The sequence below is a fragment of the Pseudomonas sp. TMW 2.1634 genome (assembly GCF_001703595.1).
In the GTDB taxonomy this organism is placed as follows: Bacteria; Pseudomonadota; Gammaproteobacteria; order Pseudomonadales; family Pseudomonadaceae; genus Aquipseudomonas; species Aquipseudomonas fragi.
This window is the reverse complement of the sequence record NZ_CP016849.1, coordinates 1,989,991-2,003,383: the sequence shown is the minus strand read 5'-3', so window position 1 is coordinate 2,003,383 and position 13,393 is coordinate 1,989,991. Positions and strand designations below refer to the sequence as shown.

Annotated in this window: 13 protein-coding genes; 7 read left to right on the top strand and 6 right to left on the bottom strand. The window is 59.8% G+C overall.

What is annotated here, in order from left to right:
• Positions 1-85: 85 nt before the first annotated feature.
• On the top strand, positions 86-1,432 hold the full coding sequence (locus tag BFC21_RS09595; RefSeq protein WP_088377765.1) for a DEAD/DEAH box helicase: 1,347 nt from the start codon (positions 86-88) through the stop codon (positions 1,430-1,432).
• Positions 1,433-2,908: 1,476 nt separating this feature from the next.
• On the opposite strand, the gene BFC21_RS09590 is transcribed toward BFC21_RS09595, so the two are convergent.
• Both BFC21_RS09590 and BFC21_RS09585 read right to left on the bottom strand, forming a co-directional pair.
• Positions 2,909-3,631 carry a TorF family putative porin gene (locus BFC21_RS09590; protein ID WP_088377764.1) on the bottom strand — a complete coding sequence of 241 codons (723 nt, stop codon included), beginning with the start codon at positions 3,629-3,631 and terminating at the stop codon, positions 2,909-2,911.
• A 194-nt stretch (positions 3,632-3,825) separates the two neighbouring features.
• Positions 3,826-4,005, bottom strand: coding sequence for a hypothetical protein (locus BFC21_RS09585; RefSeq protein WP_016781632.1), 180 nt, complete (start codon positions 4,003-4,005; stop codon positions 3,826-3,828).
• A gap of 358 nt (positions 4,006-4,363) precedes the next feature.
• Here BFC21_RS09585 and BFC21_RS09580 point away from each other — a divergent pair, with 358 nt between their 5' ends.
• The 3 genes from BFC21_RS09580 to BFC21_RS09570 all read left to right on the top strand — a co-directional run bounded on the left by BFC21_RS09580 (position 4,364) and on the right by BFC21_RS09570 (position 6,626).
• A complete protein-coding gene (locus BFC21_RS09580) occupies positions 4,364-5,200 on the top strand; it encodes a S1 RNA-binding domain-containing protein (protein ID WP_088377763.1) in 837 nt (278 codons plus the stop codon).
• 21 nt (positions 5,201-5,221) lie between these two features.
• Positions 5,222-5,626 carry a DUF2177 family protein gene (locus tag BFC21_RS09575; protein ID WP_088377762.1) on the top strand — a complete coding sequence of 135 codons (405 nt, stop codon included), beginning with the start codon at positions 5,222-5,224 and terminating at the stop codon, positions 5,624-5,626.
• Positions 5,627-5,696: 70 nt separating this feature from the next.
• Positions 5,697-6,626: a DMT family transporter gene (locus BFC21_RS09570; RefSeq protein WP_088377761.1), complete on the top strand. Its 930-nt coding sequence runs from the start codon at positions 5,697-5,699 to the stop codon at positions 6,624-6,626.
• Here BFC21_RS09570 and BFC21_RS09565 read toward each other — a convergent pair.
• A complete protein-coding gene (locus tag BFC21_RS09565; protein ID WP_088377760.1) occupies positions 6,574-7,755 on the bottom strand; it encodes an MFS transporter in 1,182 nt (393 codons plus the stop codon). The genes BFC21_RS09570 and BFC21_RS09565 overlap by 53 nt on opposite strands.
• Before the next feature lie 103 nt (positions 7,756-7,858).
• On the opposite strand from BFC21_RS09565, the gene BFC21_RS09560 reads away from it, so the two are divergent.
• Positions 7,859-8,761 carry a LysR family transcriptional regulator gene (locus BFC21_RS09560; RefSeq protein ID WP_120266011.1) on the top strand — a complete coding sequence of 301 codons (903 nt, stop codon included), beginning with the start codon at positions 7,859-7,861 and terminating at the stop codon, positions 8,759-8,761.
• A gap of 128 nt (positions 8,762-8,889) precedes the next feature.
• A complete protein-coding gene (locus tag BFC21_RS27705) occupies positions 8,890-9,015 on the top strand; it encodes a PA1414 family protein (RefSeq protein WP_254924894.1) in 126 nt (41 codons plus the stop codon).
• A gap of 117 nt (positions 9,016-9,132) precedes the next feature.
• On the opposite strand, the gene BFC21_RS09555 is transcribed toward BFC21_RS27705, so the two are convergent.
• From BFC21_RS09555 to speB, 3 genes are all read right to left on the bottom strand, one after another.
• Entirely contained in the window at positions 9,133-9,615 is a 483-nt protein-coding gene (locus BFC21_RS09555; protein WP_088377758.1) for a hypothetical protein, read from the bottom strand.
• 207 nt (positions 9,616-9,822) lie between these two features.
• The gene (locus tag BFC21_RS09550) at positions 9,823-11,202 is read right to left on the bottom strand and encodes a sodium:solute symporter (RefSeq protein ID WP_088377757.1); all 1,380 of its coding nucleotides are present in this window, start codon (positions 11,200-11,202) and stop codon (positions 9,823-9,825) included.
• Between the two features lie 96 nt (positions 11,203-11,298).
• Complete coding sequence (gene speB, locus BFC21_RS09545) at positions 11,299-12,249, bottom strand: agmatinase (RefSeq protein ID WP_029611503.1); 951 nt, start codon at positions 12,247-12,249, stop codon at positions 11,299-11,301.
• 244 nt (positions 12,250-12,493) lie between these two features.
• On the opposite strand from speB, the gene BFC21_RS09540 reads away from it, so the two are divergent.
• Complete coding sequence (locus tag BFC21_RS09540) at positions 12,494-13,387, top strand: LysR family transcriptional regulator (protein WP_088377756.1); 894 nt, start codon at positions 12,494-12,496, stop codon at positions 13,385-13,387.
• The last annotated feature ends 6 nt before the right edge of the window (positions 13,388-13,393 follow it).

Sequence of the window (13,393 nt, the reverse complement as noted above, 5' to 3'; positions counted from 1 at the left end):
CCGTTCGTGCAAAGTAACTCGGCCTTGGCGCTCGAAACCGTTACTCTATGCCGCTGATTTTTTGTATTTCTTCGAGGTAGCACCCGTGTTTTCCGATTTCGCCCTGCACGAACGCCTGCTTAAAGCTGTGGCCGAGCTTAAATTTGTCGAGCCTACGCCTGTGCAAGCAGCGGCCATTCCGCTCGCGCTCGAAGGGCGTGACCTGCGGGTTACAGCTCAAACCGGGAGTGGCAAGACGGCCGCTTTCGTCCTGCCGATTCTCAATCGCCTGATTGGTCCGGCCAAAATCCGCGTCAGCATCAAAGCACTGATCCTGCTGCCGACCCGCGAGCTGGCCCAGCAAACGCTGAAAGAAGTTGAGCGTTTTTCGCAGTTCACGTTCATCAAGTCCGGCCTGATCACCGGCGGTGAAGACTTCAAGGTCCAGGCGGCCATGCTGCGCAAGGTGCCGGATATCCTGATCGGCACCCCGGGCCGTTTGCTGGAGCAACTGAACGCCGGCAACCTCGACTTGAAAGAAGTTGAAGTGCTGGTGCTCGACGAAGCCGACCGCATGCTCGACATGGGGTTCTCCGAAGACGTGCAGCGTCTGGTCGATGAATGCCCGAACCGTCAGCAAACCATGCTGTTCTCGGCCACCACCGGTGGTTCGGGCCTGCGTGAAATGATCGGCAAGGTCCTGAACAACCCGGAGCACTTGCAGCTCAACCAGGTCAGCCAGCTGAACGCCACCACGCGTCAGCAGATCATTACCGCGGACCACAACCAGCACAAAGAGCAGATCGTTAACTGGCTGCTGGCCAACGAGACTTATCAAAAAGCCATCGTCTTCACCAACACCCGCGCTATGGCCGACCGCATCTATGGTCGCCTGGTGGCTCAGGAGTACAAGGCGTTTGTCCTGCACGGTGAAAAAGACCAGAAGGACCGCAAGCTGGCGATCGATCGCCTGAAGCAGGGCGGCGTCAAGATTCTGGTTGCCACCGACGTTGCGGCCCGTGGCCTGGACGTTGAAGGCCTGGATCTGGTGATCAACTTCGACATGCCACGCAGCGGCGACGAATACGTTCACCGTATCGGCCGTACTGGCCGTGCAGGCAATGATGGCCTGGCGATCTCGCTGATCTGCCACGGTGACTGGAACCTGATGTCCAGCATTGAGCGCTACCTGAAGCAAAGCTTCGAGCGTCGCACCATCAAGGAAGTCAAAGGTACTTACGGCGGCCCGAAAAACGTCAAGGCTTCGGGTAAAGCGGTTGGTGTGAAGAAGAAAAAGACCGACGCCAAGGGCGTCAAGAAGAAGTCGGGCGCCAAGGCACCGACCAAGCGCAAGATCGCCAACCGCCCGAAGACCGACGCCCTGTCGCTGGTCAGCAAGGACGGCATGGCACCGCTCAAGCGCCGCAAGCCAGAAGCACCCGCTGCTGAGTAAAGCGCTGGCGTGACTGACAAAAAACCCGGCCTGTGCCGGGTTTTTTGTTGCCTGAAACGCCGCAGATTTTGTGAGTGCCGCATTGTCTGTGGGAGCTGGCCTGCCTGCGATGGCGTCACCGTGGTGTGACTGGGAAGCCGCGTCGTCTGAATCGCGAGCAAGCCCGCTCCCACAGGGATTGTCGTCGGCCGCAGATTTTGTGAGTGCCGCATTGTCTGTGGGAGCTGGCTTGCCTGCGATGGCGTCACCGTGGTGTGACTGGGAAGCCGCGCCGCCTGCATCGCGAGCAAGCCCGCTCCCACAGGGATTATCGTCGGCCGCAGATTTTGTGAGTGCCGCATTGTCTGTGGGAGCTGGCTTGCCTGCGATGGCGTCACCGTGGTGTGACTGGGAAGCCGCGTCGTCTGAATCGCGAGCAAGCCCGCTCCCACAGGGATTGTCGTCGGCCGCAGATTTTGTGAGTGCCGCATTGTCTGTGGGAGCTGGCTTGCCTGCGATGTATGCACCGTGGTGTGACTGGGAAGCCGCGTCGTCTGCATCGCGAGCAAGCCCGCTCCCACAGGGATTGTCGTCGGCCGCAGATTTTGTGAGTGCCGCATTGTCTGTGGGAGCTGGCTTGCCTGCGATGGCGTCACCGTGGTGTGACTGGGAAGCCGCGCCGCCTGCATCGCGAGCAAGCCCGCTCCCACAGGGATTATCGTCGGCCGCAGATTTTGTGAGTGCCGCATTGTCTGTGGGAGCTGGCTTGCCTGCGATGGCGTCACCGTGGTGTGACTGGGAAGCCGCGTCGTCTGAATCGCGAGCAAGCCCGCTCCCACAGGGATTGTCGTCGGCCGCAGATTTTGTGAGTGCCGCATTGTCTGTGGGAGCTGGCTTGCCTGCGATGGCGTCACCGTGGTGTGACTGGGAAGCCGCGTCGTCTGAGTCGCGAGCAAGCCCGCTCCCACAGGGATTGTCGTCGGCCGCAGATTTTGTGAGTGCCGCATTGTCTGTGGGAGCTGGCTTGCCTGCGATGGCGTCACCGTGGTGTGACTGGGAAGCCGCGTCGTCTGAATCGCGAGCAAGCCCGCTCCCACAGGGATTGTCGTCGGCCGCAGATTTTGTGAGTGCCGCATTGTCTGTGGGAGCTGGCTTGCCTGCGATGTATGCACCGTGGTGTGGCTAGGAAGCCGCGTCGTCTGAATCGCGAGCAAGCCCGCTCCCACAGGGATTGTCGTCGGCCGCAGATTTTGTGAGTGCCGCATTGTCTGTGGGAGCTGGCTTGCCTGCGATGGCGTCACCGTGGTGTGACTGGGAAGCCGCGTCGTCTGCATCGCGAGCAAGCCCGCTCCCACAGGGATTGTCGTCGGCCGCAGATTTTGTGAGTGCCGCATTGTCTGTGGAGCTGGCTTGCCTGCGATGTATGCACCGTGGTGTGACTGGGAAGCCGCGCCGCCTGCATCGCGAGCAAGCCGCTCCCACAAAACCGCAGGTCATTCAGTAGAACGTCCGCTCGGCCTTAAATGTCAGCAAGCCATCACACTGGGTGTTTTGCCCGGAGTAGGCGGAGCAGTCGGTACCGTCCAGGCTGGAGTCGCTGTAGATCAGGTTCAGGTCTATGCCCATCCAGGCTCGCGAGAACTTGATCGACCAGTCATTGAAGGCGCGTACGCTGCCGCCCTCGGCAATGGACACGGGCGTGCCCAGCTGATGGGTGGTGTATTTCATGCTCACGCCGATGCCAAAGGGCTGGTTGACGCCAAGGTCGGCAAACAGGGTGCTGTCGCGCCGGTCCGGGTCGTTGCTGAAGGCGGCGCCAAAGCGCGTGCCCAGCACCGTGAGGCCGGCAAAGATCTGCTGGCTGTCCAGTGAATCAACCTTGGGGTAGCTGTAGTGAATCAACCCCAGCTCATAGCTCAAGGTCTGGTCGAAGGGGTGCTTGTAGCCCAGGTAGGAATCCACTTCCAGGTTGCTGCCGGGTTTGATCCCCATCGTGGGCGCCCATTGCCCGACATACCAGCCACTGTTGTGGGTCAGGTCCAGGCCACCATGAAAGGTCGAGCCTGCGCTGGTGGGCTTGACCAGGCCCTGCGCCATGCTGCGGCTGGGCTGGGTGGCCAGCTTGAGGTCGAAATCGCCCAGCTCGCGGGAGAACACCTGAGCATCCGCAATGGCGCTGGTCAGCAGCGTGCCGGCCAGCAATACCGCCCGTGTGAGCATGATCGGCTCCCTATATGGGCTCAAAGGCTTGATTCAGAGCCTTCGGAGCATACGCAGGAATAGCAGCAACAAAGTGCCGTTCGTCGATTTATCGATGCGAATTGATGGCAACGCAGGGGAACATGGGGGATAAATCGAGAGTCCTAGCGCCTTGAAGGGCAAAGCGCATAAGGACCAGATGACGCGAGGGGGTGTTACTTTTTGCCGAGCGTGATCTGCTTGGACGGGCCAAAAGTTTGGCCGCTGACGCCTTTGCTGATTTGCTGGATCTCGCCGCCGGATTTCAGGAATGCTTCGATTTGCGCATTGATGGAATCACTGGTTTCAACAGCGGGAGCTGGCTTTGCTTTGCTGGCGGATGCTTTTACACGCATGGCGGCTATTGACCTGTAGAAAATAACTTGGCCAGCGATAGTACCTGAAATACTTGACAATTGCTTGTTAAATATCTTCGTAAAATAATAGGGGCGCGTTGCCGTACTGCCCAATCCGTTGCATAAAGATCCGCTAACTCGCTGTTTTAATTCATAACAGGGGAGGGTTTTGCACTGCATTCAGAGGCTCAAAGGTGCACGCCATGTTCCCTGCAGGCTGACGAATGGCACCCAAGGGGTCGCGGAAAATCCTGATAAATCAAACCTTTCGCAGATTTTTTGGACGCGGGGCTGCGGCGCTCCAATTTGCCCCCCTAAACTCGGGTAGAATGCCGCTTACGTAATGAGGGTATTGGACATGGCTTTAATCGGTCGCTACAACAGTTTGCAAGTGGTTAAACATACAAACTTCGGTTTGTATCTGGACGGAGGGGCTGACGGCGAAATTCTGTTGCCCAACCGTTATATTCCAAAAGATATTCCCAGTGAAGATGAAGACTGGCTCAACGTCTTTGTTTATTTGGACAGTGCTGACAAGTTAATTGCCACCACCGAAAAACCAAAAGTTCAAGTCGGTGAATTTGCCAGTTTGAAAGTGGTTGAAGTTAACAGCATCGGTGTGTTCCTCGATTGGGGCCTGCCAAAAGATCTGCTGTTGCCGTACTCCGAAGAAAAACGCCAGATGACCGCCGGCGAATACGTCGTGGTGCATGTCTACCTCGACAAGCACACCCGCCGCATTACCGCGACGGCCCGTTTGGACCGCTACCTGGATAAAACCCCGGCCAATTACCAGGTCGGCCAGGAAGTTGATCTGCTGGTGGCCGAGGCCACGGACATGGGCTTTAAAGCCGTGATCAACAACAAGCACTGGGGCTTGATCCACAAGAATGAAATCTTCAAGTTCATGCGTGCGGGCAAGCAGGAAAAGGGCTACATCAAGGAAATTCGTGCTGACGGCAAGATCAGCCTGAGCTTGCAGCCGGTTGGCCAGGAAGCCGCCAGCAGCCTGAACTCCAAGATCCTTGGCAAGCTGCGCGACAATAACGGTGTGCTGGCGGTCAGCGACAAAAGTGCTCCGGAAGTGATCAGTACCCATTTTGGCGTGAGCAAGGGCAACTTCAAGAAAGCCATTGGCGCGCTGTACAAGGAAGGCAAGATCGCGATCCACCCGGACCGCATCGAACTGATCTGACCCAAGGCGAGGGCTGGCGACATGAGCAAGGCAGTGTGGGCGTATATCGGTGCGTTACTGGCTTTTCTGGTGCTCGACGGCCTGTGGCTGGGCGTGCTCATGAGCTCTACCTACAAAGAGCTGTTGGGCCCGCTGATGCTGGCTCAACCCAAGTGGGGCCCGGCCATCGTGTTTTACCTGCTGTATGTGCTGGGTGTGGTGTTCTTTGTGGTATTGCCGGCCCTTGCCCGGGCCAGTGCGCGCAGGGCGGCGCTGGCGGGTGTGCTGTTCGGGCTGGTGGCCTATGGCACCTATGACATGACCAACTGGGCCACGCTGCAAGGCTGGTCGGCCCAGTTGGCGTTGATGGACATGGCCTGGGGCGGGTTGTTGACCTGCCTTGCAGCCCTGTCGGGTTATTGGGCGGCACGCAAGCTGGCGTCCTGATGGTCTTTTGCAACTGACAAGCACTGCGTTGTTTCGACTTTTATAGGCGTGGCTTTTTTTCGGGTGAATTATGAGTGTTTCGCGGCGAGCAACGGATGCTTTCGCACTGCAAGTGATGCTGGGGTTGTGCCTGATCTGGGGGGTGCAACAGGTCATCATCAAACTTGCCGCACCTGATATCGCGCCCGTGATGCAGGCCGCCCTGCGTTCCGGTATTTCGGCGCTGCTGGTGGGGCTGCTGATCTGCTGGAAGGGTGGTTGGGGCCAGGTACCCGCCACCTGGCGCGGCGGTTTGCTGGCAGGCAGCCTGTTCGGGCTGGAGTTCTTCTTTATTTCCGAAGGCCTGCGGCTGACCAGTGCAGCGCATATGTCTGTCTTTCTCTATACCGCGCCGATTTTCACCGCCCTCGGGATTAATTGGCTGTTGCCCAGCGAGCGCCTGCGGCCCTTGCAATGGCTGGGGATATTGCTTGCGTTTGTCGGGATCGCTTTCTCGTTCGCGGGCGGCATGTCGTTTGCCGACATGGATCGCAATGTGCTGCTGGGTGATGCCTACGCCATTCTGGCCGGCATGGCCTGGGGGGCGACCACGGTGGTAGTGCGCGCCTCGCGGTTGTCGGATGCGCCGGTGACCCTGACCCTGTTCTATCAATTGATTGTCGGTTTTGGCGGCCTGCTGTTGATTGCCGCTTTCAGCGGCCAGATTGGCCACGTCAGCCTGACCACCGTGGCGGTGGCCAGTGTGCTGTTTCAGGGGCTGGTGGTGTCGTTCTTCAGTTATCTGGTGTGGTTCTGGCTGCTCAAGCGTTATATGGCCTCCAACCTGGCGGTGTTTTCATTTATGACGCCGTTGTTCGGAGTGACCTTTGGCGTACTGGTGTTGCATGAACCCCTGAGTGTCAACTTTGTGGTGGGCGCCGTGCTGGTGCTGTGCGGCATTACCTTTGTCAGTGCCGAGCAGTGGGTGCGTCGCAAAGTTCGCGCTCTGCTGGGGAACTGACCGACTGCCACGCCAGCACCCCGGCCAGCAGCAGCCCGCTGGCCGCGATGATCAACGCCGGTTGCAAGCCGCCGCTGAAATGGCTGCTCAATGCCGCCAGCAAAGGGCCGCATAGCTGGCCCACGGCAAAGCAGGCGGTGAGCAAGGCCGCATTGCGCGCTGTGGCGTGGGGCGCCAGGTCCCGTGAGCGCTGCATCACCAGCGGCATGCAGGCCAGAAAAGGCGTGCCGCACAGGATCACTCCCAGAGCCAGGCCGGCACCGCTGGGCAGCAGGCACGCCAGCACGCCAAGGGCTTGAATCCACAGCCCGCCCATCAGCCAGAAGCGCGTGGTGGCTGGCCGGGGGCGGCGAAAACTGATCAACACCACACCCGTCGCCGCGCACAGCCCGAATGCAGGCCAGAACAGGTCCGCTTGCCACTGGCCGTGGAAACGGGCGCTGGCCATCTGGGACAAGAACGTCGCCGGGATGATGTAGCCCAGGCCATACAATCCATAAATCGCTCCCAGGCGGGCAATACCCGGTTGGCGGCCGTCCGCCTGGTTTCCTGCAGGGCCGGTGGCCGGTGGGGCAGGTTGCGGCAGGGCAGGCAGAATCACCAGCAGCATCAGCAGTGCCGCCACGGCATAGATCATCCACAGTGTGGCTGAACCCTGCCCGGTGGCATTGGCTGCCAGGGCCAGCAGCCCGGTCAGCATCACCCCCGCGCCCGGGCCGGCAAATACCAGGGCGCCCAGCCGTGGACGATTGGCGCTAATGGCTATGTGCTGACTGAGTGCGGTAATCATCACCATCACCCACGCACTGGCGATGCCGGCACCAAAGCGCAGGAGCAGATGGGGCCAGAACCCGTAGGCCCAGTATGAAATCAGGGTCAGTACAACGCACAGCCACAGACCTGTGTGCAGGCGGCTGCGCACCTGGTCGGGGCGTCTGGCGCGCATGGCGTCCAGCGCACCGAGCAGATAGCCCAGATAGTTGGCGGCGGCGATCAGCCCGGCGCCCGTCAGGTCGATCTGGCCTTCGCTGATCAAGTGCGGCAGTTGCGGGGTCAGGGAGAAACGACCTATGCCCATTGCCATCATGAGCGCGATAAAGCTGGCGAGTATGCGGATCAGGGGCGACATGTTGCAGATTCCTGGGGGAGAACAATGACCGTCAGGCTAGAGTGAATTGACTTTCTTTAAAAATGAATAATAGTGAGCTACTTGTTCTGTTTTGGAGAAGCTCGTGGAGTTCAGCCAGTTACGTATTTTCCAGGCTGTGGCCGAAGAGGGGTCTATTACCCGGGCAGCTGAGCGTTTGCACCGGGTACCCTCCAATCTGTCGACCCGGCTCAAGCAGCTGGAAGAGCAGTTGGGTGTCGAACTGTTTATGCGTGAACGTCAGCGCTTGCAGTTGTCCCCGGCAGGGCAGGTGCTGCTGGACTACAGTGCGCGCCTGTTTGCCCTGCACGATGAGGCGCTGGGCGCCGTGCAAGGTGGGGTGCCTGCGGGCAAGTTCACCCTGGGCACCATGTACAGCACAGCGGCGATCCATTTGCCGAGCCTGTTGGCCCGCTATCACCGTACTTATCCGGCAGTAAATCTGCATGTGCAATCGGCGCCCAGCGGTGAGTTGCTTGAGGGGCTGCTGACCGGGCGCCTGGACGCAGCGCTGGTGGACGGCCCGCTGGAGCTGGCAGGGCTGGACGGGGTGGAGTTTTGTGAGGAACGCCTGGTGTTGATCAGTGATCTGGATCATCCGCCGATTACCCGCGCCCAGGAGGTGCAGGGGCGTGAAGTGTTTACCTTCCGCCAGGGCTGTTCTTACCGAGCCCGGCTTGAAGCCTGGTACGTCAGTGATCGGGCGGCAATGGGGCGGGTGATGGAGATCGAATCCTATCAAGGTATGTTGGCGTGCGTGGCAGCAGGGTCGGGGGTGGCATTGATGCCGGCCTCGATGCTGGCCAGCTTGCCGGGGCGTGAAAATGTGCGCATACACCCCTTGAAACAACCTTTTGCCAGTACGACGACCTGGTTGATGTGGCGAAAAGGCATGACGGGCGCCAACCTGAATGCCTGGATAGAGCTGCAGCAGGCTCGTTCGCTGCAAAATACCGATTTATCGCTGCAACTTTCCCCAATGGCCTGAATCCGATGTATGACTGGCTTAGCCTAAAGTTCATTGACCTTAAGCAAGCATCTTGTAGGAGTTAGGACTATTATCTGTACGAAGCGACCACTGAATTCCCGTCGCCAGAGTGACCCCAAGGGGGATATATGAAAGACAAACTGCAAACTTGGCTCCATGACCTGGGCGTAGCGCTTGGTCTGATCGAGCCGCCAATGCAACCTGTGCCAATCCCTGTCGAGGATCCGCGCCGCCGCCCGCAACGTCGCCGCTAAGGGCACTTGTTCAAGGCCGCTGGCCTGGCCTGTAGCGTCCCTTGCCAGGTGCAAGGGCCTGCGGCCTGCAACACAGAAAAGGGCAGTGGCCACTGCCCCCTCTCCTAATTGGGCTTATCAGCCCATGCTGAAGCGCACGCTGTAATTTAGCGGTGCTTCGTCTGTTTTTTCCGTAACCTGGGCTTCGCACTTCACATCCTCGACACCGGTAGAGTTAGCACTGGCTGCCCGGGTTGAGTGGAGTGTTGGTGTGAATGTGCCAAATGACTGGGTAACCTTCAACGCCGTGGAAAAGGTGCATTCCCGATTGCCATTGCTATAAGCAATGACTTCGCGCAGGGTTGCCGGGGTTTTGCGCGGGTAAGCAAAGTTGGTTTTGTAGTTTGCCTCATAGGCATGCTCGCTATAGGGGGCGACATCAAAGAAGCCGGGAGCGGCCAAGGACAAGTCCCAGCCGGAACGCTTGAGCGTGAGTGGCCCCGAGGTGTTGTTGACGATTTCGAAGGTCAGTGTGGTGACATCGGCTTTAGCGGTGGTGCCGGCGCCGGCCAGGGTAATGGCCACTGCGGCAGTGGCCAGATACGTGTGGAAGTGGGTCATGGTATCAAGTCCATTTAATCAGTCAGGGTTGCATGAAGTGATGCGGCAACATCCTCTGTGGCCGCTTTTCAAGCGTAGTCGGGCTGATTAATGGGCCGGGAGCGACACGTCGCTGAGTGGGCTGGGTATTGGCGTTGCGGGTTGTATGAAAGGGGTAGGGGGAGCGGGTACAACCTGCAACGTTGTACCCGCTGAAGAAAACCCTGATCACGCCACGCTGGCTACCACCGCAGGGCGTCGATCCAGCAGGCTGACCAGCACAAAACTGACCAGCGCCACAGCCAGGCTGTAGTAGATCGGCGTGTTGGCATCCAGGCCATCCTTGATCATGAACGCCAGTGCAGTGACAAACCCCAGGCTCATGCTGGTAATGGCGCCCGCCGTGGTGGCGCGCTTCCAGAAAATCGCCCCGATCAATGGCACCAGCATGCCGCCCACCAGCAGGTTGTAAGCGAGGGTCAGGGCGCTGATTACATCAGACACCACCAGGGCAATGCCCAGCACGGCAATGCCCGTGAGCAGGGTGAACAGGCGGTTGATCCGCAGACTCGACTGCTTGCCGCCGCGCAGCCTTGGCAACAGGTCTTCGGTCAGTACCGTGGAGGCCGCGAGCAAGCCGGCACTGGCGGTGGACATCATGGCTGCCAGCGCTGCGGCAATCACCAGCCCGCGAATACCGTCAGGCAGCGACACCTTGACGATGGCGGCGAAGGCATTGTTGACGTTGTCCAGGTCCGGGATCAGCACATGGGCGGCCATGCCGATCAGGGCGCAGGTCAGGCCGTAGAGAATGCAGTAAAACCCGGCGAAGGTGCCGGCATATTTGGCCACTTTCGCGGTTTTTGCGGTGAACACCCGTTGCCAGATGTCCTGGCCGATCAGGATGCCAAAGAAGTAGATCATGAAGTAGGTGATGATCGTGTCCCAGCCGATGCTGGTGAAGCTGAAGTTCGACGCGGGCAACTTGCTCACCAGTTCGTCCCAACCACCAACGCGGTACAGGCAGATGGGCAACAGGACGAACATCAGGCCGACCGTCTTGATTACGAATTGCACGATGTCGGTCAGGGTCAGCGACCACATGCCGCCCACGGTGGAGTACACCACCACCACGCCACCGCCGAGCAATACCGAGATCCAGAAGGGCAGGCCGAACAGCACTTCCAGTACGGTGCCGATGGCCAGGATCGAGGTCACGCCGATCATCAGTGCGTAGGCCAGCATGATCACCGCGCTGGCCTGACGGGCCATCGGGTTGTAGCGCTTTTCCAGCACCTGGGTGACGGTGAAAATTTTCAGCTTGAGCAGCGGCTTGGCCAGGAACAGGTTTAGCGCAATGATCCCGCAGCCCAGGGCGGCGCACAGCCAGAAGCCGGAAATCCCGTGTACATAACCCAGGCGCACGGTGCCGACGGTGGACGCGCCGCCCAGTACCGTTGCGGCCATCGTGCCCATATACAGCGTAGGGCCCAGGTTGCGCCCGGCAACCAGATAGTCTTCGTGGGTTTTGGCCTTGCGCATGCCGTAGTAGCCGAGCACCAGCATTGCCGCTGCGTAGATAAGGACGACCAGTAGATCTAGAGCCATGATGGCGAATCTCCGATTATTTTTTTTATGGATGCGGCTAAAGCACGGTGGCTGGGTGCCATAAGCGCAGGGCTTGCTGGCACCGCAAAGATGTCCTTATCGGTGTACAACACCGGGTAATACACAGAGCATTTCGTAGAGCAGGTTGGCGCCCAGCAGCGAGGTGTTGCCGGTGGTGTCGTAGGGCGGCGAGACTTCTACCAGATCGCAGCCGACCAGGTCGAGGCCCTGGCAACCGCGGATCACTTCCATCGCCTGGATGGTGGTCAGGCCGCCGATTTCCGGGGTGCCGGTGCCGGGTGCCCAGGCCGGGTCGATACCGTCGATATCAAAGCTCAGGTACACCGGGCCGTTGCCGACTTTTTCGCGCACTTCGGCCATCAGTGGGGCCAGGGATTTGTGCCAGCACTCTTCAGCCTGCACCACGCGAAAGCCCTGCTTGCGGCTCCAGTTGAAGTCTTCGGCGGTATAGCCCTGGGCGCGCAGGCCGATTTGCACCACGCGGTCGCAGTCCAGCAGGCCTTCTTCCACGGCGCGGCGGAAGGTGGTGCCGTGGGCGATTTTTTCGCCAAACATGTGGTCGTTTACATCGGCGTGGGCATCGATATGCACCAGGCCGACCTTGCCGTGCTTTTTGTGGATGGCGCGCAGGATCGGCAGGGTGATGGTGTGGTCGCCGCCCAGGGTCATGGGGATGACGTTGTGTTCGAGGATTTCGTCGTAGGCCTCCTCGATGATGCGTACCGCGTCGAGCAGGTTGAAGGTGTTGATCGCCACATCGCCGATATCGGCCACTGACAATGAATCAAACGGCGCGGCGCCGGTGGCCATGTTGTAGGGGCGGATCATCACCGATTCGGCGCGGATCTCGCGGGGGCCGAAGCGGGTGCCGGCGCGCAGCGAAGTGCCGATGTCCAGGGGCACGCCGACAAATGCGGCGTCCAGGCCAGCGGCCGATTGCAGGTGCGGCAGGCGCATCATGGTGGCGATGCCGGCGAAGCGCGGCATTTCATTACCGCCCAGTGGTTGATGAAGAATTTTGTCCACGGGTAAGGCCTCGTCGTTTTGTAGGAGTTATGGCGCTCGATTCTGCGAAAGGTGTGAGGCGGGAAGAATCGCTGCGGGCAAATACTTAGTTCAGGTTTTTCTAAACTAATGGCGGTAGACTTTGATCCTTCATCATTGCCTGTGGAAGCGGGCTTGCTCGCGAATGCATCACCGCGCAGCAGGCCGAAACCCGGGCGCCTGTAGCGCGAGCAAGCCCGCTCCCACGGTGGAAAGTGAGTTATTGATGGCCAACGCTTTACCCGATCTGAAACTATTGCGAATCTTTGCCAGCGTGGTCAGGCATCAGGGGTTCGCCAATGCCCAGCAGGCGCTCAACCTCTCGACCTCGGCCATCAGCACCTACATGAGCCAGCTCGAAGCCAATCTGGGACTGGTGCTGTGCCATCGCGGTCGCGGCGGGTTCAGCCTGAACAGCAAGGGCGAGCTGTTCCACCAGGAAACCCTGCGCCTGCTGGGCGAACTGGAAGGTTTCGAGCAATACGCGGCAGCGCTCAAGGGCGAACTGCGCGGCACCCTGAACCTGGGCGTGATCGACTCCACGGTCAATGACAAGGCCTTGCCCTTCGCCGAGGCCATTGGCGCCTACAGCCAGGAACACCCGGCGGTGCACCTGCATTTATCGGTGATGAGCCCCTACGAATTGCAACTCGGGGTGCAGGACAACCGCCTGGACCTGGCCATCGGGGCGTTTTCCACGCGCATGAGCGGGCTGGTCTACCAGCCGTTGTACCGTGAGCAGCACTGGCTGTACTGCAGCACGCGCCACCCTCTGTTCAGCGAGCGGCGTATCCCCGGGCCGGTGATTACCCAGCAGCGGATGGTCGGGCGCGGCTACTGGAGCCAGGCCGAGCTGGCGCGCCACGGCTTCAAGCACAGCGCGGCAACGGTGGACAGCATGGAGGCGCAGCTGATCCTGGTGCTGTCCGGCGCCTATATCGGCTACTTGCCCGAGCATTACGCCGAACCCTGGGTGGAGAAGGGCGACCTGCGCGTGTTGCTGCCGGCAACATTTGGCTACCAGGCGCCGTTCTCGATGATCGTGCGCCGTGGCCGCAGCCGCGAACCCTTGATCCAGACTTTTCGCGATCTGCTCAAAGCACAGCTTCATAAACCTTGAACGAGC